Consider the following 19,929-nt stretch of genomic DNA (forward strand, 5'->3'; position numbering starts at 1 on the left):
ATCCGAATGCCGAGGCGCGAATGCGCAGGACTCGCGGGGTCGCGATAAACGCAAACTTCAAATCCATGCGATCCTCCCGCGTTCGAGCAATGCTGACTCAACGTTGCGTGAGCCGGTGATGATGTTTTGGGCAATAATTGCGGCAAATTTTGTACCGGCTGATTGAAATTCGGCAATGTCCGCGCGACGACACATCGCATCTCTTCTCCCTCTCCCCGCACTTGCGGGGAGAGGGTTGGGGTGAGGGGCATTTTCAACATGCCCCAAACACAGCCCCTCACCCGCTTACTTCGTTCGCGACCTCTCCCCGTAAACGGGGAGAGGTAAAAAGCAACATTCACGCTCTGACGAAATACGGCGTGCGCAGGCCGGTAAAGGGCCTGAATTCCGCGACGACTTGATCTCCAATGCACAAATCAATGTCGCCATGCGCCATCATGCGAAAGCCTTCCGCCATATCGACCAGCAGGATCGCATATGGCACGTGCGCCTTAGCGTCCGGCGTCGCCGCGCGACGAACGATTGTCGTGGAATAAACCACACCCTTGCCGCTTGCCTTGTGAGTCTGCGGCGACGCGTCTCCGCACGACGGACAGAACGCGCGGCGGAAATACCAGAGATGGCGGCACGCGCCGCACGATTGATACAGGATTGCATCGGCGCCGTCGGTCCAGCCTTTCAGGTCGATCGCTTCGCTCATCGCACCCGCTCCAGAAACATGCTGACATGAGACGACATCACGCCGCCATCGCCGTGCAGCAGCGCCAGCGATGCGTCGCGCACCTGCCGTTGCCCTGCCCTTCCCGTCATCTGCAATTGCGTCTCGACCAGATGCGCCATCGCACCGCCGCAGCCGCAGTGACCGTAACTCAACAGTCCGCCATGGGTATTAAGCGGAAGCGCACCGTTGATGCCGAAATCGCCGCCTCGCGCACGCGCGGCGGACTCGCCGCGCTGCGCGAGGCCAAGCTCCTCGATCAGGATCGCCAGCGTGATGGTGAAGCTGTCATAGATGCCGGCATACCTGATATTGCTCAGAGCGACGCCCGCCTTGTCCTGCGCCCGCTTCAGCGCGACTGCCGCACCGACATCGGACAACGATTTCGCTGCCGTGACGTGCTGATGCAGATGCGCCTGCCCGCAGCCCAATACGCGCACATGATGGTCACTGGTCGGCTCGCGGCTGACGATAAAGGCCGCGCCGCCGTCCGACACCGGGCAGCAATCGAGCAGCTTCAGCGGTGAGGATATTTCGCGCGACGCCAGCACATCGGCCACCGTAATCGGATCGTGAAACTGCGCGCCGGGATGCAGCATCGCGTGGTTGCGCATCAAGACCGCGAATTCCGCCATGTCGGCCTGCGTCAGGCCGTAGTCGCGCATGTAACGCGAGGCGAGCAATCCGTAATAGGCCGGGATGGTCGGGCCGAGCGGCACCTCGTAATCGGGATGGCCGACCTGAGCCAGCGTGCTCATCGCCGAGTCGCGCGCCTGTCCGGTCAGTCGGTTCTCGCCCGCGACGACGAGAATGGTTTTGGCGACTCCCGCCTCGACCAGTTCATGCGCCAGCATCGCCATCGCCAGACCCGTGGCGCCGCCGACCTGAATGGCGTGGGCATAAGACGGCCGCACACCGAAGTGCTCGGCGAACACGGTCGCCAGCATCAGATGCGGCATGGTGGTGGAGTAACCGGTCAGCAGACCGTCGATATCCGCACGCCTGAGGCCTGCATCCGACAGTGCCCCTTCGGCCGCCTCGGTCATCAGATCGAGCGTCGAGCGGCCTTCATGTTTTCCGAATGCGGTCAGTCCGACGCCGCTGATGAAACTCATTCGCCACTCGTGTCATTGAGATACCGTACCGTGGTTTGCCACGGCTGCCGGCGATCTTCAATGCGCGTCCGGCGGCGGTCCCATCACGTTGGGTTTGCGGACAAAGAAGACCAGCGTGCTCAGCACGAGATAGAAGCACGTCAGCATGAAGAAGGCGTCGCCGAAGCTCATCACCACCGCCTGCCGGTGCACGATCTGCGACAGCTGCTTCATCGCCATCAGCGAGGCATTGCCTGCGCCCTGGAATTTCTGCGTCAGCATATTGAGCGTCTCGACCGCCATCGCGTTGCCCCATGTCACGCGATCATGAAGCCGCGAAATATGCAGATCGGTCCGGTGATCGAGCACCGTGTTGATGATCGCAAGACCCACCGCGCCGCCGAGGTTGCGCGTCAGGTTGAAAAGTCCGGAGGCGTTCTTGAGGCGGTCAGGCGGCAGCGTACCCAGCGCGATATTGTTCACCGGGACCATCGCCAGCATCATGCCGACACCGCGGAAGACCTGCGGCCACAGCAATTCGTAGAAATCGTAATCGCGCGTGATCCAGGTCATCTGCCAGGAACCGATGGCAAAGATGATGAGGCCCGCCGCGATCAGATAGCGCAGATCCACCTTGGTCATCAGCTTTCCGACCAGCGGCGCGGTGGCGAACATTGCAATGCCGGAAACGAACATCGTCTCGCCGATCATCAAGGCGCTGTAGCCGCGCACTTCCGCGAGATAACGCGGATAGATGTAGGTGAGCCCGTACAGCCCGATGCCAACGCAGAACGAGAACATGCTGCCAAGTGCAAAATTCCGGTCGGTGAAGGCCCGGATATCGACAATAGGTTCCTTGACCCTCAGCACGCGCCAGAAGAAGACGAACGCCGAGAACGCACAGACGATGCCCAGCCAGAACACCGAAGGGTCCTGAAACCAGTCGTATTGCGGACCCTCCTCGAGCACATATTCCAGCGCGCCGAGGAAACCAGCCATCGATGCCAGCCCCCACCAGTCGAATTTCTCGAGCAGCTTGAAGTTCGGCTTGTCGAAATCGACCAGCATCCACACACCAATGGTGATGCCGATGCCGGGAACGATGTTGATAAAGAACAGCCAGTGCCATGACATCACGTCGGTGATGTAACCGCCGACCGTCGGGCCGACCGTCGGCGCCAGCGTCGCCACAAGGCCGATGATCGGCGTCACCATCGGCATCTTGGAACGGGGAAAGATCGTGTAGGCCGACGCGAACACCGTCGGAATCATGCCCGCACCGAGAAACCCCTGAACCGCGCGCCAGAGGATCATCTGCTCGATGGTCGATGTCAGGCCGCACATGAAGCTCGCCGCGGTGAAACCCGCAGCGGAGATCGCAAAAAGAAGTCGCGTGCCGAGTGCGCGCGACAGAAAACCCGAAAGCGGGATCGCGATCACTTCCGCGATCAGATATGCGGTCTGGACCCAGGAGACTTCGCTGGAGCTTGCCGAAAGGCCAGCCTGAATGTCGGATAGCGATGCCGAGACGATCTGGATGTCCAGAATCGACATGAACATCCCGAACACCATGATGAGGAACGCGATCAGCCGCCGCGTGCTGATCGTCTCGGGAACGGCCGGCGACGCCGGAATGCCGTCCATGGTTGGCGATGCGGTGTTTGACGACATCACGTTGTCCTAAAGGCCCGCGATGCGGGACCTTGTGCTATTATCGCGCCGCGATCGGATCGACGTGGTCCGGGTTTGGCTTGGTGTTTACGGTCGTGATCACCGACATGCCGGGCCGCAGCAGGTTTTCCCGCGCCACCGAGAACGGCACGCGGATGCGGACAGGCACGCGCTGCACCACCTTGGTGAAATTGCCGGTGGCATTGTCCGGCGGCAGCAGCGTGAACACCGAGCCCGAGGCCGGCGCGAGGCTGTCGACAACGCCGTTGATGGTGCGACCCGACACCGCATCGACAGTGATCGAGACCGGCTGTCCGGGCTTCAGACGGCCGAGCTGCGTTTCCTTGTAGTTGGCATCGATATAGACGTCGTCGATCGGCACCACATTGGCCAGTCGCTGACCGGGCTGCACGTAGTCACCTACACTGACGATGCGGTTGGAGAAAATTCCGTCCACCGGCGCACGCACCACCGTAAACGAAAGATCGCGCACGGCTTTCGCGAGCGCCGCGCGCAGTTCCTGCAACTGGCCTTCGGCTTCAGCCTTCTGCGACTTGATGACGTCGACCTGCGTTTCCGCGGCTTCAAGCGTGGCCCGCGCGGCCTGCACCGCGGCAACGGCCTGATCGCGACCGGCCTGCGACACATCGAAAGTCGCCTTGGAGGCGAAGCCCTTCGTGCTCAGCGATTCCTGACGTTCAAAGTCAGACTGCGCGCGCTTGATCCCGGCCTCGGCCGAAACGAGCTGTGCCCTAGCCTGATCGACCTGGCTCTGCTGGGCTGCGATCTGGCGGCCGATGCGCTCGATGGTGGCTTCCTGCGTCGCGACCTTGGCGCGCGCGCTTTCGACAGCCAGTTGATAGTCGCCGTCGTCGATCATAAAGAGGACATTGCCCGCGCCGACGCGCGCGTTATCGCCCACCATCACCTTGGAAATGTGCCCGGCGATCTTCGCGCCCATGGTGGAGTTGTTGGCGCGCACATAGGCGTCGTCGGTGGTCACCATGTAACGGCCGATGACCATGTAGTGGTAGCCGAAATAGATGCCGGCAAGCGCAGCCACCGCGCCGACGCCAACCAGAACCCTCTTGCGGGTTTTGGAATTCGGCTTGGCGGATTGCCCGACGGCATCATCCGATCCATCCGCCACCGGCGCTTCGGGAGCCGGCTGTTCCGCAGGACGTGAACGCTGCTCGATCTCCGCCGCCGGAACGGCGTGCGATGCATCGGTGTCAGATGCATCAGGCTTGGGGTGGACAACCCTTGCGACCTGGTCTCGGGCAGGCACAGCCATCACTATTTCCTTAAATTCTAAACTCAAACACACGCCTGGCGCCGATAGCGGCAACCCGACCTGCGACAAAATTATCATTGACCGAACGGTTCGGTCAAATGTATTTTAAGGCGATACTTGGATACCGTATTATGGGTTCCCGTATTCTTTCCGGCGGCGCGATCCACAGCGGAACGAAAAAACAGACTAAACAAATGGTTACACAGAGCCACCTGACGGTCGCGTCCGGCGACGACGACAGCGCGAAGCGCCATCAGATCATGGATGGCGCACGGCGTGTTTTTATGGATCTGGGTTTCGACGGCGCCAGCATGAACGAGATCGCCCGCGCCGCTGGCGTCTCCAAAGGCACGCTCTACGTCTATTTCACCGACAAGAACCGGCTTTTCGAGGCCATCGTCGAACAGGAAAGTCTCGAGCACGGCAAGAAGGCGTTCAACTTCGACCCGGCGCAGGATGCCGAAACCAGCCTGCGCGCATTCGGCCGCGCCTATCTGGAAATCGTGTGCCGCCCGGATGGCGGTTCAGCGGTCAGAACCGTGATGGCCATCGCGGAACGGATGCCGGATGTCGGCAGGCGTTTCTATGATCATGTTATCGCCCACACCATGCGCCTGCTCGGCGATTATCTTGCAGCGCGGGTCAAAGCCGGGGAGCTTGCGATCGACGACTGCTATCTCGCTGGTGCACAGTTCATGATGATGTGCCAGGCGACGCTGTTTCAGCCTTACGTCTTTCAGGTCAAGCCTGCCCCGACAAAAAAGGAAATCGCAACGGTGGTCGACAGTGCCACGCGAGTTTTCCTTGCCGGCTATCGCGCTTCCAGCAAGAGCTAAAGCTCAGCGCTCCCTGATCCGGGATTCGTCTTCGATCGACTCTTGGTCTTCCTTCGACAGCGGACCGCGCGCGAACATCCGTTTCACCCGCTGCCCGATCGAGCCGGTGACGCCGCCATCGCGCAGCGCATAGCCGCGTGGTGCCGCGCGCGCCGCGATTTCCTCGCCGGACACAGCCGCAGGCTGGCAGATGATGCGTCCGCTGGCGCGGCGCATCAGATCGACGTGAATGTGATCGTAGTGATAGACGTTCGATCCCGGCGCCAGCACGGTGTTGAACTGCTGGCACGCGGCGGCCTGCACATCGCGCAGGAAGCCCTGCTCTTCCGGTAAACCTTTCCAGCCATCCTTGACCGAGATGCGCCGCCCGTCCGCCAGCGTGAATGCGGCAATATCGAGCGCGTTGCCGAACGCATGCTCCGAAATATGCGCGCGCGAATTGCCGTTCATGCCGCGGCATGAGTAGGCCGAAATCTGCTTGATCTCCGCGACCGGCGAGCCGAACCAGCGCTGCGCCGCAGGCTGAACCGCGTCCGCCAGCCAGCGGTCGAGCGCCGAGACGATCGGGCACGCCAGCGTTGCCGCTGGCTTCACCGCAACAGCGCCGAACCCGTTCACCGGCGAGCCCTGCGAAGGGCCGAGACGCGGCGGCGTGTAAGGCTGGCTCGCGGGAGGATAAGGCTGCGCGGCATAGGGCGCGCGGGTTTGCGGGCGGCTGATGGTCGGCGACGCGGAGTCAGGAGCTCCCGCCAGATCTTCCTCATCCGGCGGCTCTGTTCCCGGCGCATTCAACCGCATCGGCGCGCCGGCCTGCTCTGGATACGACGGCGAACGCGCCGCCGGATACGGCTGCTGCGACGGATAAGATGATGATGGATATGATGGCGGCTGCGACGACGAATAAGACGGCTGATAGGACGGAGACTGCGGTTGCGATGCCGGCCAGCGCGGCTGATTGCCGATGCTTCCGGGCGGACGCAGGTCGTCGGCGTAACCGAGGCTGCTCATCGGCTCGCCGAGTGCCGCCACTTTCAGCGGGAATTCAGCTCCGCACGCGCCAGGGCCGGAAATCGGATCGATGCGGACGAGATCGGCAGTCTCCTTGACCGCACCGGATTTCAGGCATGCCTTCTCCGCCTCAGCCCGCCAAGGTTCGCGTTCGGCGGTCATGAAACCGCGGCCGCAACCCGCCAGCGCAACAAGGACAAGGGAGCCGACGACGAACCAACTCACTCCACGCGTCATCCGCGCAAGTTCACCGAAGATAATTAAAGACTCTTCAACGCATTGTTATTCAAGGTTTTTTAACCATGTTGGCGCGCCGCGGCCGATGATCCGTCAGCAGCTCTGACTTTTTTGAAGGGGGAACGTCTTGGTAGCGTCCGCGTTACATGACCCAGCGTTGAGCCAAGGGAGATTCCCCATGACCATCGTCGGACCTCTGAGCGTCGTTGCAGCGTATGCGTCGTTTATTCTGGTCGGCGCGATCGTGCTGGGCATGTTCTAGAGATATTGTCGCCAAGCGGATCATCAGATTGAGTGACGCGGTCCACCCTTGATCGCTCACAGGAATCTGCAATCATGGTTCCATGATTTTCCGTCAGCTCTTCGACAGCGTTTCCAGCACTTACACCTATCTTCTTGCGAGCCGCCGCGGCGGCGAAGCACTGATCATTGATCCGGTGCTGGAAAAGGTCGACCGCTACATCCAGCTTCTGCACGACCTCGATCTCAAGCTGATCAAGGCGGTCGATACGCATATCCATGCCGATCACATCACCGGCCTCGGAGCGCTGCGAGACAAGACCCATTGCATCACCGTGATGGGCGAGCAGAGCGGCGTCGATGTCGTTTCGATGCGTGTCTCCGACGGCGACAAGATCGACATCGAGGGCCTTAGCCTCGACGTGCTCTACACGCCGGGCCACACCGATGATTCCTACAGCTTCATCCTGCCCGATCGGGTTTTCACCGGCGACACGCTGCTCATTCGCGGCACCGGACGCACCGATTTCCAGAACGGTGACCCGCGCGCGCAATACGAGTCGATCTTCGGACGGCTGCTGAAGCTGCCCGACCAGACGCTCATCTTTCCGGCGCACGACTACAAGGGCGACACGGTCTCGACCATCGGCGAGGAAAAGGCCTGTAACCCGCGGCTGCAGGTCAAGTCGGTCGATCAATACGTCGACCTGATGAACAGCCTGCACCTGCCGAATCCGAAGATGATGGATGTGGCGGTGCCGGCCAACCTGCATATGGGTCTGGCGCAGGACGAAGTCGCGCGGCGCGGCTGGGCGCTGACGGCCTCGCAAGCCAAGGATCTGGCCGGCCGATCCGACGTCGTGCTTATCGATCTGCGCGAACGGCGCGAGCGCGAGAAGCACGGCGTGATTCCGGGCTCGCTGCATGCGCCCTACCCCGCTCTCGAAGACAATGTGAAACCGGGCGGCGTCCTTCACCAGCTCGGCACGTCCACCAGCAATCAGTTGCTGTTCTATTGCGCGTTCGGCGAACGATCCGCGATGGCCGTGCAGGCTGCACAGGAAGCCGGGCTTACCACCGCCCGCCATATCCAGGGCGGCATCGAGGCCTGGCGCCGCGCCGGCGGCACGATCGCGCCCGAGCGATGACGCGCGGGGTTTGAACCGCCACCTCTTTCGCATCACAATTGCAATGAAAAATCCGGCTGTCAGAGCGCGTGGCGTTGCATCGCCCTGCGAGGGCTGTCAAAAATGATGCCATTGTGCGGCCTTTCAGATTGCTCCCCGAGCAGGTGAATATGTTGATGCGCTCTGCCCTGCTCGTTGCATCGATGCTGTGCGGCCTCGCCTTTGCGCCCGCCCATGCAGAACACATCATCCAGCTCGCACAGGCCGCACCCGCGCAGCCGGCGAACCCCGCCCCGGTGCCGGCGGATTCGTCCGCACCGTCCGCGCAAACAACGCCGTCCGTTCCAGCCGATCAGCCTGCGGCAGATCCGTCTCAACAGGCCAGCGACGAACCCGCCGGCAATGTCGCCATCCTCAAAGGCACCGCAACCGTCACGCGCGGCGGCATGACCGGTCCGCTGAAACTGCAAGACGACATCTTCAAGGGCGACGTTCTTCAGACCGGCAAGAACTCGACGCTCGGCGTCACGTTCAGCGATGACACCACGCTCAATCTCTCCGCAAGCTCGCGCGTGGCCGTGGACAATTTCGTCTACCAGGAAGGGTCCAAGGATAACGCGGCGCTTCTCAACGTCACGCGCGGCACCATGGCCTTCGTCGCTGCTGCGGTTGCCAAGACCGGCGACATGAAGATCGAAACGCCGACCGCAACGCTCGGCATTCGCGGCACGACAGGCCTTGTCGAAGTGCCCGAGGGCGCAACGGCCGGGACCGCCAACGCCAGCAATGTCGGGGTCAAGCTTTATCCCGACGCCGACGGCAAGGTCGGCCGCATCGAGGTCAGGGCGCGCGACGGCGCGCCGCTCGGCATGCTGACCCAGGCTGCGAGCGGCTTCACCGTGCGCGGCACGATGGTGCCGGGCTTCGGCATGCGCATGTCCGCGATGCCGATGGTGATGTCCACGCAGATGATCGCGCGCGATCGCGGCTTCATGCAGCGTGTTCACAATATGCAGGACATCGGACGGCGGGTTGTGATGGAGCAGCGCAACTTCCGTCTGCAAAATCCGAATCGTCCGCCGGCCTTCGGACGGCCCGGCTTCAATCCGAACGCTCCGCAGCGCGGCGGACTCAATCAGCCCGGCCAGCGCCCCGGCCTGAATCAGCCGGGTCAACGCGGCGGCATCAACCAGCCCGGCCTGAACAACAGGCCGGGACAGCCGAACCAGCCAGGCCTGCGCAATCAGCCCGGCCAGCCAAATCGTCCGGGCCTGAATCAACCTGGCCAGCCGGGACGGCCGGGCCTGCAAAACCCGTCGGGACAGCGCGGCAATTTGCAGCCGGGCACTGGCCAACCGGGGCGCCCCGGTTTGCCGAACCGGGGCGGACTGCAAAGAGCACCCGGCGCACCGGGTCAGTTGGGGTCAAGGCCGGCGCTTCCGAGCCAGCCGGGCCTCGCGAACCGGCCCGCGCTTCAACCACAACCCGGCGTGCCGGGCGGTTTGCAGCGGCCATCCGCGGTGCCGAGTGCGCCGGCGATGCAAGGTCCGGCGGGAATTCTCAACCGGCTCGGTGTGCCGAACCGTCTCGGCATTCCGCAGGTGCCATCAGCAGTACCGCGTCCCGGCCAGCCCGCAGTCCCTGCCTTGCAGAAAAAGCTGCCGGGCACACCGAAGGACAAGCTGCCGAAAGAGTTGCTCCGATAGGTTGATCCATACCGCTGCCTCACGCGGGGTGGCGTGCCGCGGACACCGCCTGTAGCATCGTTGTCATGACGCTGCCGGAGTCGCTATGCGCTTGAAATTCATCCTGCTCGGGTTGGCGGTGCTCGTCGCATCGTTCGCCGCCAGTCTTTATGCGATGAACAGGTTCTGGCCGACGACAGTTGAGAAGCCGGTGCTGGCGAAGCTGCCGCCGCTCCCGCCGGTCTCGCGCAATTCCGAAATCCTCACCCCCATTTCCATCTCGATCGCCGCGCTCCGCGACGGGCTCGACCGCGCCGCGCCGCGCAATGTCGGGGGCAAGGCGGACAATCCCGTCAGCCAGATTCTCCAGAATGCCGACATCAACTGGACGGTGACGCGCGGGCCGATTGCCGCAAGCGGCGTGCAGAACGCGCTGTCGCTGTCGACACCGCTCGACGGCAAGCTGACCGTGCTTGGCTCGCTGTCGGCGGCAAGCGGCACCGCGCTCGGCAATGCGCTTGGAAACGTGCTCGGCAGCAACGCCGTCAAGCAGCTCGGCAGTGTGAATATCAAACAATTGAATGCGAATGCCGCGATCCACGGCAATGTCGCGATCACCTCAAAGCCCGAAGTCCTGCGGGAGTGGCGGATCGATCCGAGGCTGACCGCACAGGTGACGCTCGGCGAAAGCAGTCTCACCATCGCAGGCGCGAAAGTCGCGGTGCCGGCACAGGTCAAGCCGCTGATCGACAAGACGGTCAACGAACAGATGGCGCAGTTACAGGCGCGACTGCGAAATGATCGCTCGCTCGAACAGAATGCGCGGCGCGAATGGGCAAAACTTTGCCGTTCGATCCCGCTGCCTCCGGCGGCGGTGGGAATGCCGACGCTCTGGCTGGAGATGCGGCCGGTGCGCGCGATGGCGGCCCAGCCGCGCATCGATCCCAACTCGGTGAACTTCATGCTCGGCCTGCAGGCGGAGACGCGCGTGCTTCCCGCTGAGACCAAGCCGGATTGCCCGTTCCCGACAAATCTCGACATTGTACCGCCGCCGGATCGCGGCCGCATCGCCATCGGCGTGCCGATCGATCTGCCCTTCACTGAAGTCAGCAAGATCGTCGCGACGCAGTTGAAGGGGCGCACGTTTCCTGAAGACGGCAGCGGCTCGGTCGATGTCACGGTGAAAAGCGCGAGCGTTGCCGCCGCCGGTCAGCGGCTCCTGATCTCGCTGCTCGTCAACGCCAGGGAGAAGAGGAGCTGGTTAGGCCTCGGCGGCGAAGCCACGATACACATTTGGTGCCGCCCGGTGCTGGATCAGGCGCAACAGATCCTGCGGCTGACCGATCTCGAACTCGCGGTCGAATCCGATTCTGCATTCGGCCTGTTAGGGGCCGCTGCGCGCCCGGCGATCCCTTATCTGCAACGCGCGCTCGAGCAGCGCGCCACCATCGATCTGAAAACATTCGCTGCGAACGCGCAGCAGAAAATTTCGGCGATCGTCTCGGATTTCCGCAAGAACGATGAAGGCATTCGTGTCGAAGCATCGGTGTCGAGCGTGCGCCTCGGCAGCATTGCATTCGATTCCAACACGCTGCGGATCATCGCGGAAGCGGAAGGTTCAATCAGTGTCGCGGTGACATCGCTGCCGAATTTGCAGCAGTGAACGCGCAATCGCTGGCGCATAGCTCATCCGCATGTTCGCATAGCTGCAAGCTGCTCATATCAGAGCGTTAATTCCTGTGAGTTCCCGCGTTAACACTCGCGACACGTTCTCTCCACATTTGCTCCGCATTGGAACCGCTTGCGCCCATGGCCGTTGAGCCGGGCCAGTCGTCGCGCCTGCACAGAGTGCCCGCGCTGAACCCATCTCCAAGAATTCATTGCTGAGGATTTACATCATGAAACGAGTCTTGCTCGCCGCAGCCGCGGCGATGATCCTGATTCATCCCGCCAGCGCACAGCGCGCCAACTACGAGTCGATGGTCGCCAGTCACGCCGCCGCAAACGGAGTTCCCGCGGAACTCGTGCATCGCGTGATCGTGCGCGAGAGCCGCTACAATCCGCGCGCCGTCAGCAAGGGCAATTACGGCATGATGCAGATCAAACTCGCGACCGCGCGCAGCCTTGGCTACACCGGCACCGCGCAAGGCCTGCTCGATCCCGACACCAACCTCACCTACGCCGTGAAGTATCTCGCCGGCGCGTATCAGGCGGCGGGCGGCAATCACAACCGCGCGGTCTCCTATTATGCAGGCGGCTATTACTATGCGGCGAAACGTCAGGGCCTTCTGCCGCGTCAGCAGGTTCAGGCGCAGGCTGAACCGTCGATCACGCTGTTCGACGCGAACGCGCAGGTGCTGCCCGCGCGGCGGCATCGTCATCATCGCCACCATCACTGATAAGAAAGCAGGCCGGCTTCAGTTTGAAGCCGGCTTTATCTCCGGCTCGGCCGGATGACGCGCCGATGGATCGCGCACATGCGCCACGACATTGTCGTCGGCGAAAACTTTCTTCCAGCCGTCGACATGATCGAGCAGTTGCGCGGCGGGTGTCCGCCGCCATAGCAGGGTGGCGTCTATGCGGTATGACTTGAGCATATCGAACAGCGCATCGGGTCTCTTCAGAGTCATGGCGCGATCGACATCCACCATGAAGCGCTCGCCATACAATTCGGTTCGCCCGTCGATCGCGACGGGCACTCCCGACCAGATCAGATAGCCACCGAAGTCGTAGTCGTTCAGCACGCGCGACACGCCACGCTCCTTCAATGCCGCAACGGCCGGCGCAATGCCGGACGGCGGCGCGTATCGGCCGGTCGCCATCGCAAATCCTGTTATCGCGATAACCGGCACCAGCGCCGCGATTGCAACCATCGACCGTAGCCGTGTGGCATTCGCCGGCAATATCGCCGGCTGGGCGAAACGCGCCGCCAGCGGCGCAGCCAGCACGATCGGCAGCAGCAACGCCAGCACGGTGGCGTTGCGCGCGCTCGCCAGCGCCATGTGAAGCAGCCCGAGCGCGAGCACGATCCGCATCAAGGGGAGCTTCAATCCCTTCAACAGGATCGCTCCCAGCCCAAGCAGCAGAACGCCCTCGAAAGCACCGAAGCGCGTGAAGTCCGCGGGACGCCATTCGGTGATCATCGACAGCGCAGCGCCGAGATTGAGAATGTTGCGGGCCGCGAGCAGCGAATTCCAGCCATAGGGCGTGATGCAGCTCGCCGCGAGTGCGACGAGACTGAACACGAACCAGCGCAGCAACAACTGCACGCGCGCAGGCCGCTCCACCCTCATCATCGCGTCGAGTGCGATCGCCCCGATCAGCACGAGGCCGAAGACAAAACTGCCGTGAAGGTTTGCCCAAAGGGTCATGAGCGGCAGCAGCCAGAACGACGGCACACCGCCGCGGTCAGCCGTCGCGATCAAGCCCATGACCCAGGCCACCATCACCGGCATGGCGAGCGCGTGCGGCCGCACCAGAAAATGCGGCGACGCTATCGCGAGCGCTGCCAGCAGAAGAATGAGCACGACGAACGTATCCAGACGCCGTTCGAGAAACCGCGCGAGCAGTGCAAATGCCGCCGCGATCGACGCGGCGGTCAGGATGACCGGCCCGGCCCAGCCCGCGACCGAGAAAGCGAGTGCGTAACAGGCCTGCGCGAGCCACTGCGTCGAGATCCACGGCTGGCCCTGCATCGTGAAGGAAAAGATGTCGGCTTGCGGAACGGCGGCGCTATCGAGAATCCACTGGCCGACCTTGATCTGCCAGAACGTGTCGGGATCCGCCAACATCCGGTTGCCGAGCGCAAGCAGTCCCCCGTAGACGCAGACGCCCGTCACCAGCGGCAACGACAACCACCTTGCCGGAGCATCGCTGGCCTGCGCCGTCATCGCGCGGCGCCTTCAGGCGGTTTGACGTTGGGCTGGACGGTATGACGCGCATTCGCGTCGCGGACATGAACGACGACATCGTCGTCGGCGAAGACCCTGCGCCAGCCGTCGATCTGATCGAGCAGTTGCGCGCCCGGCGTCTTTTTGCGCAGCAGCGTCGCGTCGATCTTGTATCGCTCCAGCAGGTCGAAGAAGCTTGCCGGATTGCGCAGGCCCCTCGCCGCGCTGTGCTCGACCACGAATTTCTCGCCGTACAATTCCGTGCGTCCGTCGATATAGGGCGCGACACCCTGCGAGATCAGGTAGCCGCCGAAGTCGTAATCGTTGAACACCCGCTTCGCCTGATGCTGTTTCAGTGTCAGCACCGCCGCGGCCGGTGACATGTTTTCCGCCGGGCGATACTGGCCCATGGCAAGCGCCGCCATGGTCATGCCGGCCATCAGGACAACGGTCAGTGCTGCCGCGATGCCCTGAGGCTGTGGAAAGGTCAGGCCCGCCTCGCCGTTTCGCCCGCCGAATTGCGCGGCGAGCGGCGCCGCGACCACCATCGGCCCCAGCAGGGCAAAGACGTCCGCATTGCGGATGTGGGCCAGGGCCATGTACAGCAAACCGACGAACAGCACGGTGCGCATCAAGGGCAGCTTCACGCCCTTGAGGAACGCAAGCACAATAATCAGCAGCGCCCCGGCCTCCAGCGGACCGAGGAAACTGAAATCGGCCGGCGCCCATTCGCGGATCAGGGTCAGCGCTTCGCCGAGATTGAGAATGGCGCGCGCCGCCAGCAGCGAATTCCAGCCGTAGGGCGTGAGGCAGCTCGCTGCGAGCGCAACCAGACCGAACACAAACCAGCGCAGCAACAGCCGCAGCCGCGCCGGCGCTTCGGCGTTCAGCACCGCATCCAGCGCGATCGGACCAATCAGCATCAGACCGAGAACGAAACCGCCGTGCAGGTTCGCCCACAGCGTCATCAGCAGGACCAAGACGAACGGCGGCGCTTGCCGCCGCTCAGCCGCCGACAGCAATGCCGCAACCCACGCCACCATCACCGGCAGCGCCAGCGCATGCGGCCGCGCGTAGAAATGCGGCAGTCCGATGAGGAACGATACCGGAAGCAGGATCATCACCGGCGTGTCGCCGAAATAGCGGACCAGGAACCGCGTCAGCAGCATGTACGTCACGGCGATCGCCAGCGCCGTCAGCACGACAAGCCCCGCCCAGCCGAACCATCCATGGACCTGGCTGAAGATGACCTGCGCCAGCCACTGCGTCGACATCCAGGGCTGACCCTGCATCGTGAACGAATACACATCGGTCACCGGCACGGCGCGATGATCGACCATCCACTGTCCGACCGCGACCTGCCAGAATGTATCTGGATCGATCAGCAGCCGGTTGCCGGTGCTCAGCAGCACGGCATAGACGATAAGGCCGACCCACAGCGGCAGGGTGCAGCGCTCCACCGGTGCTGCGTCGATTGCCTGTGCGGTCATCGCGCAGCGCCTTCCGGTTTGACTGCTGGATTGGCCGCGCCGGGCTTGCGCACGTGGACGACGGCGATGCCGTCGGTGTGGATGCGCTGCCAGCTGTCGAGCCGGTCGAGAAGTCCGGCCGCAGGCGTGTCCGGCGTCAGCAGCGTCGCGTCGATCTTGTAACTGTCGAGCAGGCCGAGAAATCCGTCGACGTCCCGGAGCGCGAGCGCATCGAATGTCTTGACGAGGAACGCCGCGCCATAAAGTTCGCCGCGTCCGTCGAAGAAGGTCGGAATGCCCTGCGTGATGAGATAGCCGCCGAAGCCGGCGTTGTGGAGAATTCGCGATGCCTTGCGGGCCTTCAGCACATCGACCGCGGCAGCCGGTGTCTGTGCAGCCATCGGTGAAAAGGCGTGGCTCACGGCAAAGGCCGTGGTCGCCACCACGACACCGAGAACAACAGCGACAACGCCGATCCAGCTTCTCGTCCGCGCAACGGCTTCAGCTCTTCCGAGCTGCGCAGCGAGCGGACCCGCAACCACCAGCGGGGTCAGCAGCGCGAACACTTCGATATTGCGGTTGTGCGAGAGTGCCATGTGCAGCAAGCCGAGCACCAGCAGAATGCGCGGCGGCGACAGCACGATGCCGCGCCAGAGCGCCGCGGCCACCGCCGCCAGCAGACAAATCTCGAACACACCGAGACTGCTGAAATCCGCAGGCTGCCATTCGGCGATCAGCGGCATCGCATCGCCGAGATCGAGGATCTGGCGCGCCGCCAGCAGCGAGTTCCATCCGTAAGGCGTGATCCAGCTTGCAACCAGCGCACAGATGCCGAATGCCATCCATCGCAATGCCAGCGAGACTCGTTGCGACGCCTCCGCATTCCACAGCGCATCGAGCGCAAACGGCGCGATCAGCGCCAGCCCGAGCACGAAGCCGCCGTGCAGGTTCGCCCACAGTATAATGAGCGGCAGCAGCGAGAGTGACGGCGCCCTGCGCGCATCGCTGGCCTTCACCAGACCGTAAACCCACCCCACCATCACCGGTAGCGCCAGCAGATGCGGGCGCGCCACGAAATGATGCGCGGACATCAGCACCGCGGCCATCGCCACGATGATCGCATGCGCCGCCGAAAAGTACCGGCACAGGATATAGACCAGCAGCGCGAATGCCGCCGCCGTTCCGAGCGCGGCAAGGATCACAGGCCCGGCCCAGCCGGCCATCGCGTATGAGGCGGCATAGAGAACCTGCGCCAGCCAGGACGACGACATCCACGGCGCGCCAAATCGCGTGAACGAATAGACGTCGGTCTGCGGCAGCGCACGATGATCGATGATCGATTGCCCGACCACGATCTGCCAGTAGGTGTCTGCATCCTGCAGCGCGCGATTGCCGCCGATCACGAACAACAGAAACAGCCCGGCACCGAACCACAGCCATGCCGGCACCTGCCCGAGGGTTTTCCCGGCCGTGCCTGGCTTGTGCCCGATGTGATCGAGACTGGCGATGCTCATTATTGATCCTGAAGTGCGGAACCTGTTTCCGCGACCTAACCACCGGCGGCATAATTCCGGGTAAACTCGGGCCCCGGAAACCGGCGTGGAACGGCCTCAAATCGCGCCCCGGCAAGGTCAACGAACCCTTACCCGCGGCGTTCTGCGTCAATCTTTGCGATGCGAAATGCGCAAACGCGTTCCCACGATGCGGAAAAGCCATGCCACGTCGGGGCTCCGGCCATTGAAACCCCGGATCATCGGGTCTATCGTATTGATGTTCCGAGGGGGGCTCCGGCGTGGAGCTGAGATACCGCGTGATGCGCGGTGACCCTTTGAACCTGATCCGGGTCATGCCGGCGAAGGGACAGGGATGTTACAGAAAGCCACATCTCCGCGAGGGGAATCTTCCGTCAACATTATCGGTGCGGGCATTGCCGGGTCATGGCAGGCATTGCTGTTCGCGCGCGCGGGTTATGACGTCACTCTGCACGAGCGCGGTGACGCCGAAATGACGCAGGCGACCAGCCACTGGGCCGGCGGCATGCTGGCGCCATGGTGCGAGCGCGAAGCCTCCGAACCGGTCATCACCCGCCTCGGCATCCGCTCGCTCGATCTGTGGCGCGAACAGCTTCCCGAGACGCCGTTCCATGGTTCGCTCGTGGTGTCGCATCCGCGCGACCGCACGGACTTTGAGCGCTTCGCCAAGCTCACCACCGATCATGAACGTCTCGATGCATCCGGCATTGCAGAACTCGAGCCGTCGCTCGACGGCCGCTTTCGCGAAGCGCTGTTCTTTGCCGGCGAAGGCCATGTCGAGCCGCGCGCCGTATTGCCGAAGCTGCATAAGCAACTTGCCGAAGCGGGCGCCGCGATCAAATTCCAGAGCGACTGCGAGCCCGACAAGATCGCCCAAGAAATCAAAAACGGCATCGTGATCGATTGCCGCGGACTTGCAGCACGAGAATCTGGCACGCGCGATCTGCGCGGCGTCAAGGGCGAGATGGTGATCATCGAGACGCCGGAGGTGCAACTGTCGCGCCCGGTTCGGCTGATACATCCGCGCTGGCCGCTCTACATCATTCCGCGCGACGGCAACCGCTTCATGATCGGCGCAACCACTGTCGAAGCCGAAGACACCGGCGTCAGCGTGCGCTCCGCGCTGGAACTGCTGACAGCGGCCTATGCGGTGCATCCGGCCTTCGCCGAGGCGCGGATCGTCGAGATCGGCGCGGGCCTGCGCCCGGCTTTCCCTGACAACCTGCCGCGCATCGCGATCGACGCGAAGCGCATTTCCGTCAACGGGCTTTATCGCCACGGCTTCCTGCTGGCGCCTGCCCTTGCCGAACTGACGCTCGCCTATGTCGAGCGCGGCGCCATCGACAACGAGGTGATGCAATGTTCCTGATCGTCAACGGCGAACGGGTCGAGACCAAGGCTACGCGCGTCGACGCGCTGCTGGCTGAACTTGAATATGAAGGCACGCATCTGGCCGTCGCGGTGAACTACGACGTGGTGCCGCGCGCGCGCTGGGCCGAGACGGCGCTCAACGACAATGATTCAGTGGAAATCCTCACGCCACGGCAGGGGGGATGAAATGAAAAATCTCTCCATGTTGTCTCCGCGAAGGCTCGCACCATCCGCTCCCCTCCCCCTTGTGGGGAGGGGGGGTCGGGGGTGGGGGTATCACAACCACCGTCCTTGCAGCTCACCCCCCTCCCCAACCCTCCCCCGCAAGGGGGGAGGGAGTCGCGCGAGGCACGCCCCATGCTGAAATTCTACGACCGCGAATTCTCCTCGCGCCTGCTGATCGGCAGCGCGCTCTATCCCTCGCCGAAGATCATGCAGGACGCGATCCGCGCCGCCGGCAGCGAGATCGTCACTGTGTCGGTGCGCCGCGAAACCGCAGGCGGCAAGACCGGCGATCAGTTCTGGTCGCTGATCCGCGAGCTGAAAGTCACCGTGCTGCCGAACACCGCCGGCTGCAAGAGCGTGCGCGAAGCCGTGACCACGGCGAAACTTGCGCGCGAACTGTTCAACACGCCATGGATCAAGCTGGAAGTGATCGCCGATGACGAGACGCTGCAGCCCGACGTCGTGGGCCTTGTCGAAGCCGCACAAATCCTGATCAAGGACGGCTTCGAAGTGTTCCCCTACTGCACCGAGGATTTGAGTGTCGCCTCGCGCCTGGTCGATGCCGGATGCAAGGTTGTGATGCCGTGGGCCTCTCCGATCGGCAGCGCACGCGGCATCACCAACCGCGATGCGCTGAAGCTGCTGCGCGCCCGTTTCCCCGACATCACGCTCGTGGTCGACGCCGGCATCGGCGCGCCGTCCCACGCCGCTGAGGCTTTCGAACTCGGCTATGACGCCGTGCTGCTCAACACCGCCATCGCCAAGGCCGACGATCCGGTCGCCATGGGCAACGCCTTCCGTCTCGCCGCCGAAGCCGGCCGCGCCGGATACCAAGCGGGCCTGATGGGCGCGCGCGATTTCGCTTCTCCGTCAACCCCTGTCGTTGGGACACCATTCTGGCATGCCGTATCCTGATCGTTTCTATCCCGTGGTCGATAGCGTCGCGTGGGTCGCGCGGCTGACAAAGCTTGGCGCCGGCACCATTCAGTTGCGCGCGAAGGATCTTGACGACGCGGCGGCGCTCGCCATTGTGAAAGAAGCCCTCGCCGTCACCAAAGGCACGCCGACCAGGCTTGTGGTGAACGACTACTGGCGCGCGGCGATCGACGCGGGCGCGCAGCATGTGCATCTCGGCCAGGAAGACCTCGCGGAGGCCGACGTTCCTGCGATCCGCCGTGCCGGCCTGACGCTCGGCATTTCCACGCACGATGAAGACGAACTCGACAACGCGCTCCGGCAAAAGCCGGACTACATCGCGCTCGGCCCGATCTTTCCGACCACCCTGAAGGCGATGCGCTTCGCGCCGCAGGGCGTCGAGCGCATCACCGCGTGGAAGCTCGATATCGGCGACATTCCGCTGGTCGCGATCGGCGGTATCAAGCTCGAACAGGCCGAAATGATTTTTGCCGCTGGCGCGAACTCCATCGCCGTCGTCAGCGACGTCACCCAGAACGCCGATCCGGACGCGCGCGTGCGCGCCTGGCTCACCGATTATCCAGAAGCTGCCTGAGACATCCTTCAAAGGAGGACGC

At 63.3% G+C, this 19,929-nt stretch carries 17 protein-coding genes and 1 riboswitch; of the genes, 9 read left to right on the forward strand and 8 right to left on the reverse strand.

All coding sequences use genetic code 11. The features are described from left to right. Positions 1–337 precede the first annotated feature (337 nt). The 4 genes from HMPREF9695_RS15090 to HMPREF9695_RS15105 are packed head-to-tail and all read right to left on the reverse strand — an operon-like array spanning position 338 to position 4,777. A complete protein-coding gene (locus HMPREF9695_RS15090) occupies positions 338–700 on the reverse strand; it encodes a Zn-ribbon domain-containing OB-fold protein (protein ID WP_006021733.1) in 363 nt (120 codons plus the stop codon). Beyond that, positions 697–1,833, reverse strand: a complete 1,137-nt coding sequence (locus tag HMPREF9695_RS15095; protein ID WP_006021734.1) for a thiolase family protein — start codon at positions 1,831–1,833, stop codon at positions 697–699. The genes HMPREF9695_RS15090 and HMPREF9695_RS15095 overlap by 4 nt, the downstream gene beginning before the upstream one ends. 57 nt (positions 1,834–1,890) lie before the next feature. Beyond that, positions 1,891–3,483 carry a DHA2 family efflux MFS transporter permease subunit gene (locus tag HMPREF9695_RS15100; RefSeq protein ID WP_006021735.1) on the reverse strand — a complete coding sequence of 531 codons (1,593 nt, stop codon included), beginning with the start codon at positions 3,481–3,483 and terminating at the stop codon, positions 1,891–1,893. 40 nt (positions 3,484–3,523) lie between these two features. Beyond that, a complete protein-coding gene (locus HMPREF9695_RS15105; RefSeq protein ID WP_006021736.1) occupies positions 3,524–4,777 on the reverse strand; it encodes an HlyD family secretion protein in 1,254 nt (417 codons plus the stop codon). A 194-nt stretch (positions 4,778–4,971) separates the two neighbouring features. On the opposite strand from HMPREF9695_RS15105, the gene HMPREF9695_RS15110 reads away from it, so the two are divergent. After that, complete coding sequence (locus HMPREF9695_RS15110) at positions 4,972–5,613, forward strand: TetR/AcrR family transcriptional regulator (protein WP_041712525.1); 642 nt, start codon at positions 4,972–4,974, stop codon at positions 5,611–5,613. 3 nt (positions 5,614–5,616) lie between these two features. Here the strand turns inward: HMPREF9695_RS15110 and HMPREF9695_RS15115 are convergent, their stop codons facing one another. Next, positions 5,617–6,858: an extensin-like domain-containing protein gene (locus HMPREF9695_RS15115; protein WP_006021738.1), complete on the reverse strand. Its 1,242-nt coding sequence runs from the start codon at positions 6,856–6,858 to the stop codon at positions 5,617–5,619. Positions 6,859–7,202: 344 nt separating this feature from the next. On the opposite strand from HMPREF9695_RS15115, the gene HMPREF9695_RS15120 reads away from it, so the two are divergent. The 4 genes from HMPREF9695_RS15120 (at position 7,203) to HMPREF9695_RS15135 (ending at position 12,309) form a co-directional block, all read left to right on the forward strand. Next, a complete protein-coding gene (locus HMPREF9695_RS15120; protein WP_006021739.1) occupies positions 7,203–8,246 on the forward strand; it encodes an MBL fold metallo-hydrolase in 1,044 nt (347 codons plus the stop codon). 155 nt (positions 8,247–8,401) lie between these two features. After that, positions 8,402–9,931, forward strand: a complete 1,530-nt coding sequence (locus tag HMPREF9695_RS15125) for a FecR family protein (RefSeq protein WP_245258780.1) — start codon at positions 8,402–8,404, stop codon at positions 9,929–9,931. A gap of 85 nt (positions 9,932–10,016) precedes the next feature. Continuing rightward, positions 10,017–11,573, forward strand: coding sequence for a DUF4403 family protein (locus HMPREF9695_RS15130; RefSeq protein WP_006021741.1), 1,557 nt, complete (start codon positions 10,017–10,019; stop codon positions 11,571–11,573). A 235-nt stretch (positions 11,574–11,808) separates the two neighbouring features. Next, on the forward strand, positions 11,809–12,309 hold the full coding sequence (locus HMPREF9695_RS15135) for a transglycosylase SLT domain-containing protein (RefSeq protein WP_006021742.1): 501 nt from the start codon (positions 11,809–11,811) through the stop codon (positions 12,307–12,309). 18 nt (positions 12,310–12,327) lie between these two features. Here the strand turns inward: HMPREF9695_RS15135 and HMPREF9695_RS15140 are convergent, their stop codons facing one another. The 3 genes from HMPREF9695_RS15140 to HMPREF9695_RS15150 are packed head-to-tail and all read right to left on the reverse strand — an operon-like array spanning position 12,328 to position 16,783. After that, positions 12,328–13,800, reverse strand: a complete 1,473-nt coding sequence (locus HMPREF9695_RS15140; protein ID WP_006021743.1) for a hypothetical protein — start codon at positions 13,798–13,800, stop codon at positions 12,328–12,330. Next, positions 13,797–15,290, reverse strand: coding sequence for a hypothetical protein (locus tag HMPREF9695_RS15145; RefSeq protein ID WP_006021744.1), 1,494 nt, complete (start codon positions 15,288–15,290; stop codon positions 13,797–13,799). Before HMPREF9695_RS15145 ends, HMPREF9695_RS15140 begins: the two co-directional genes overlap by 4 nt. Continuing rightward, positions 15,287–16,783, reverse strand: coding sequence for a hypothetical protein (locus HMPREF9695_RS15150; protein ID WP_006021745.1), 1,497 nt, complete (start codon positions 16,781–16,783; stop codon positions 15,287–15,289). The genes HMPREF9695_RS15145 and HMPREF9695_RS15150 overlap by 4 nt, the downstream gene beginning before the upstream one ends. Positions 16,784–17,037: 254 nt before the next feature. Next, positions 17,038–17,147, forward strand: a riboswitch (TPP riboswitch). On the opposite strand from HMPREF9695_RS15150, the gene HMPREF9695_RS15155 reads away from it, so the two are divergent. From HMPREF9695_RS15155 to HMPREF9695_RS15170, 4 genes are all read left to right on the forward strand, one after another. Beyond that, complete coding sequence (locus HMPREF9695_RS15155) at positions 17,136–18,170, forward strand: FAD-dependent oxidoreductase (protein ID WP_006021746.1); 1,035 nt, start codon at positions 17,136–17,138, stop codon at positions 18,168–18,170. It overlaps the preceding riboswitch by 12 nt. Beyond that, on the forward strand, positions 18,161–18,358 hold the full coding sequence (gene thiS, locus HMPREF9695_RS15160; RefSeq protein ID WP_006021747.1) for a sulfur carrier protein ThiS: 198 nt from the start codon (positions 18,161–18,163) through the stop codon (positions 18,356–18,358). Before HMPREF9695_RS15155 ends, thiS begins: the two co-directional genes overlap by 10 nt. A 171-nt stretch (positions 18,359–18,529) precedes the next feature. Next, positions 18,530–19,312, forward strand: coding sequence for a thiazole synthase (locus HMPREF9695_RS15165; protein ID WP_006021748.1), 783 nt, complete (start codon positions 18,530–18,532; stop codon positions 19,310–19,312). Then, a complete protein-coding gene (locus tag HMPREF9695_RS15170) occupies positions 19,299–19,907 on the forward strand; it encodes a thiamine phosphate synthase (protein WP_006021749.1) in 609 nt (202 codons plus the stop codon). The genes HMPREF9695_RS15165 and HMPREF9695_RS15170 overlap by 14 nt, the downstream gene beginning before the upstream one ends. Positions 19,908–19,929 lie beyond the last annotated feature (22 nt).

The sequence above is a fragment of the Afipia broomeae ATCC 49717 genome, from assembly GCF_000314675.2.
Classification (GTDB): Bacteria; Pseudomonadota; Alphaproteobacteria; order Rhizobiales; family Xanthobacteraceae; genus Afipia; species Afipia broomeae.

Coding starts and splice junctions, on each gene's coding strand:
- HMPREF9695_RS15090 (WP_006021733.1), bottom strand. CDS start 700: ATGAGCGAAGCGATCGACCTGAAAGGCTGGACCGACGGCGCCGATGCA.
- HMPREF9695_RS15095 (WP_006021734.1), bottom strand. CDS start 1,833: ATGAGTTTCATCAGCGGCGTCGGACTGACCGCATTCGGAAAACATGAA.
- HMPREF9695_RS15100 (WP_006021735.1), bottom strand. CDS start 3,483: ATGTCGTCAAACACCGCATCGCCAACCATGGACGGCATTCCGGCGTCG.
- HMPREF9695_RS15105 (WP_006021736.1), bottom strand. CDS start 4,777: ATGGCTGTGCCTGCCCGAGACCAGGTCGCAAGGGTTGTCCACCCCAAG.
- HMPREF9695_RS15110 (WP_041712525.1), top strand. CDS start 4,972: ATGGTTACACAGAGCCACCTGACGGTCGCGTCCGGCGACGACGACAGC.
- HMPREF9695_RS15115 (WP_006021738.1), bottom strand. CDS start 6,858: ATGACGCGTGGAGTGAGTTGGTTCGTCGTCGGCTCCCTTGTCCTTGTT.
- HMPREF9695_RS15120 (WP_006021739.1), top strand. CDS start 7,203: ATGATTTTCCGTCAGCTCTTCGACAGCGTTTCCAGCACTTACACCTAT.
- HMPREF9695_RS15125 (WP_245258780.1), top strand. CDS start 8,402: ATGCGCTCTGCCCTGCTCGTTGCATCGATGCTGTGCGGCCTCGCCTTT.
- HMPREF9695_RS15130 (WP_006021741.1), top strand. CDS start 10,017: ATGCGCTTGAAATTCATCCTGCTCGGGTTGGCGGTGCTCGTCGCATCG.
- HMPREF9695_RS15135 (WP_006021742.1), top strand. CDS start 11,809: ATGAAACGAGTCTTGCTCGCCGCAGCCGCGGCGATGATCCTGATTCAT.
- HMPREF9695_RS15140 (WP_006021743.1), bottom strand. CDS start 13,800: ATGACGGCGCAGGCCAGCGATGCTCCGGCAAGGTGGTTGTCGTTGCCG.
- HMPREF9695_RS15145 (WP_006021744.1), bottom strand. CDS start 15,290: ATGACCGCACAGGCAATCGACGCAGCACCGGTGGAGCGCTGCACCCTG.
- HMPREF9695_RS15150 (WP_006021745.1), bottom strand. CDS start 16,783: ATGAGCATCGCCAGTCTCGATCACATCGGGCACAAGCCAGGCACGGCC.
- HMPREF9695_RS15155 (WP_006021746.1), top strand. CDS start 17,136: ATGTTACAGAAAGCCACATCTCCGCGAGGGGAATCTTCCGTCAACATT.
- thiS (WP_006021747.1), top strand. CDS start 18,161: ATGTTCCTGATCGTCAACGGCGAACGGGTCGAGACCAAGGCTACGCGC.
- HMPREF9695_RS15165 (WP_006021748.1), top strand. CDS start 18,530: ATGCTGAAATTCTACGACCGCGAATTCTCCTCGCGCCTGCTGATCGGC.
- HMPREF9695_RS15170 (WP_006021749.1), top strand. CDS start 19,299: ATGCCGTATCCTGATCGTTTCTATCCCGTGGTCGATAGCGTCGCGTGG.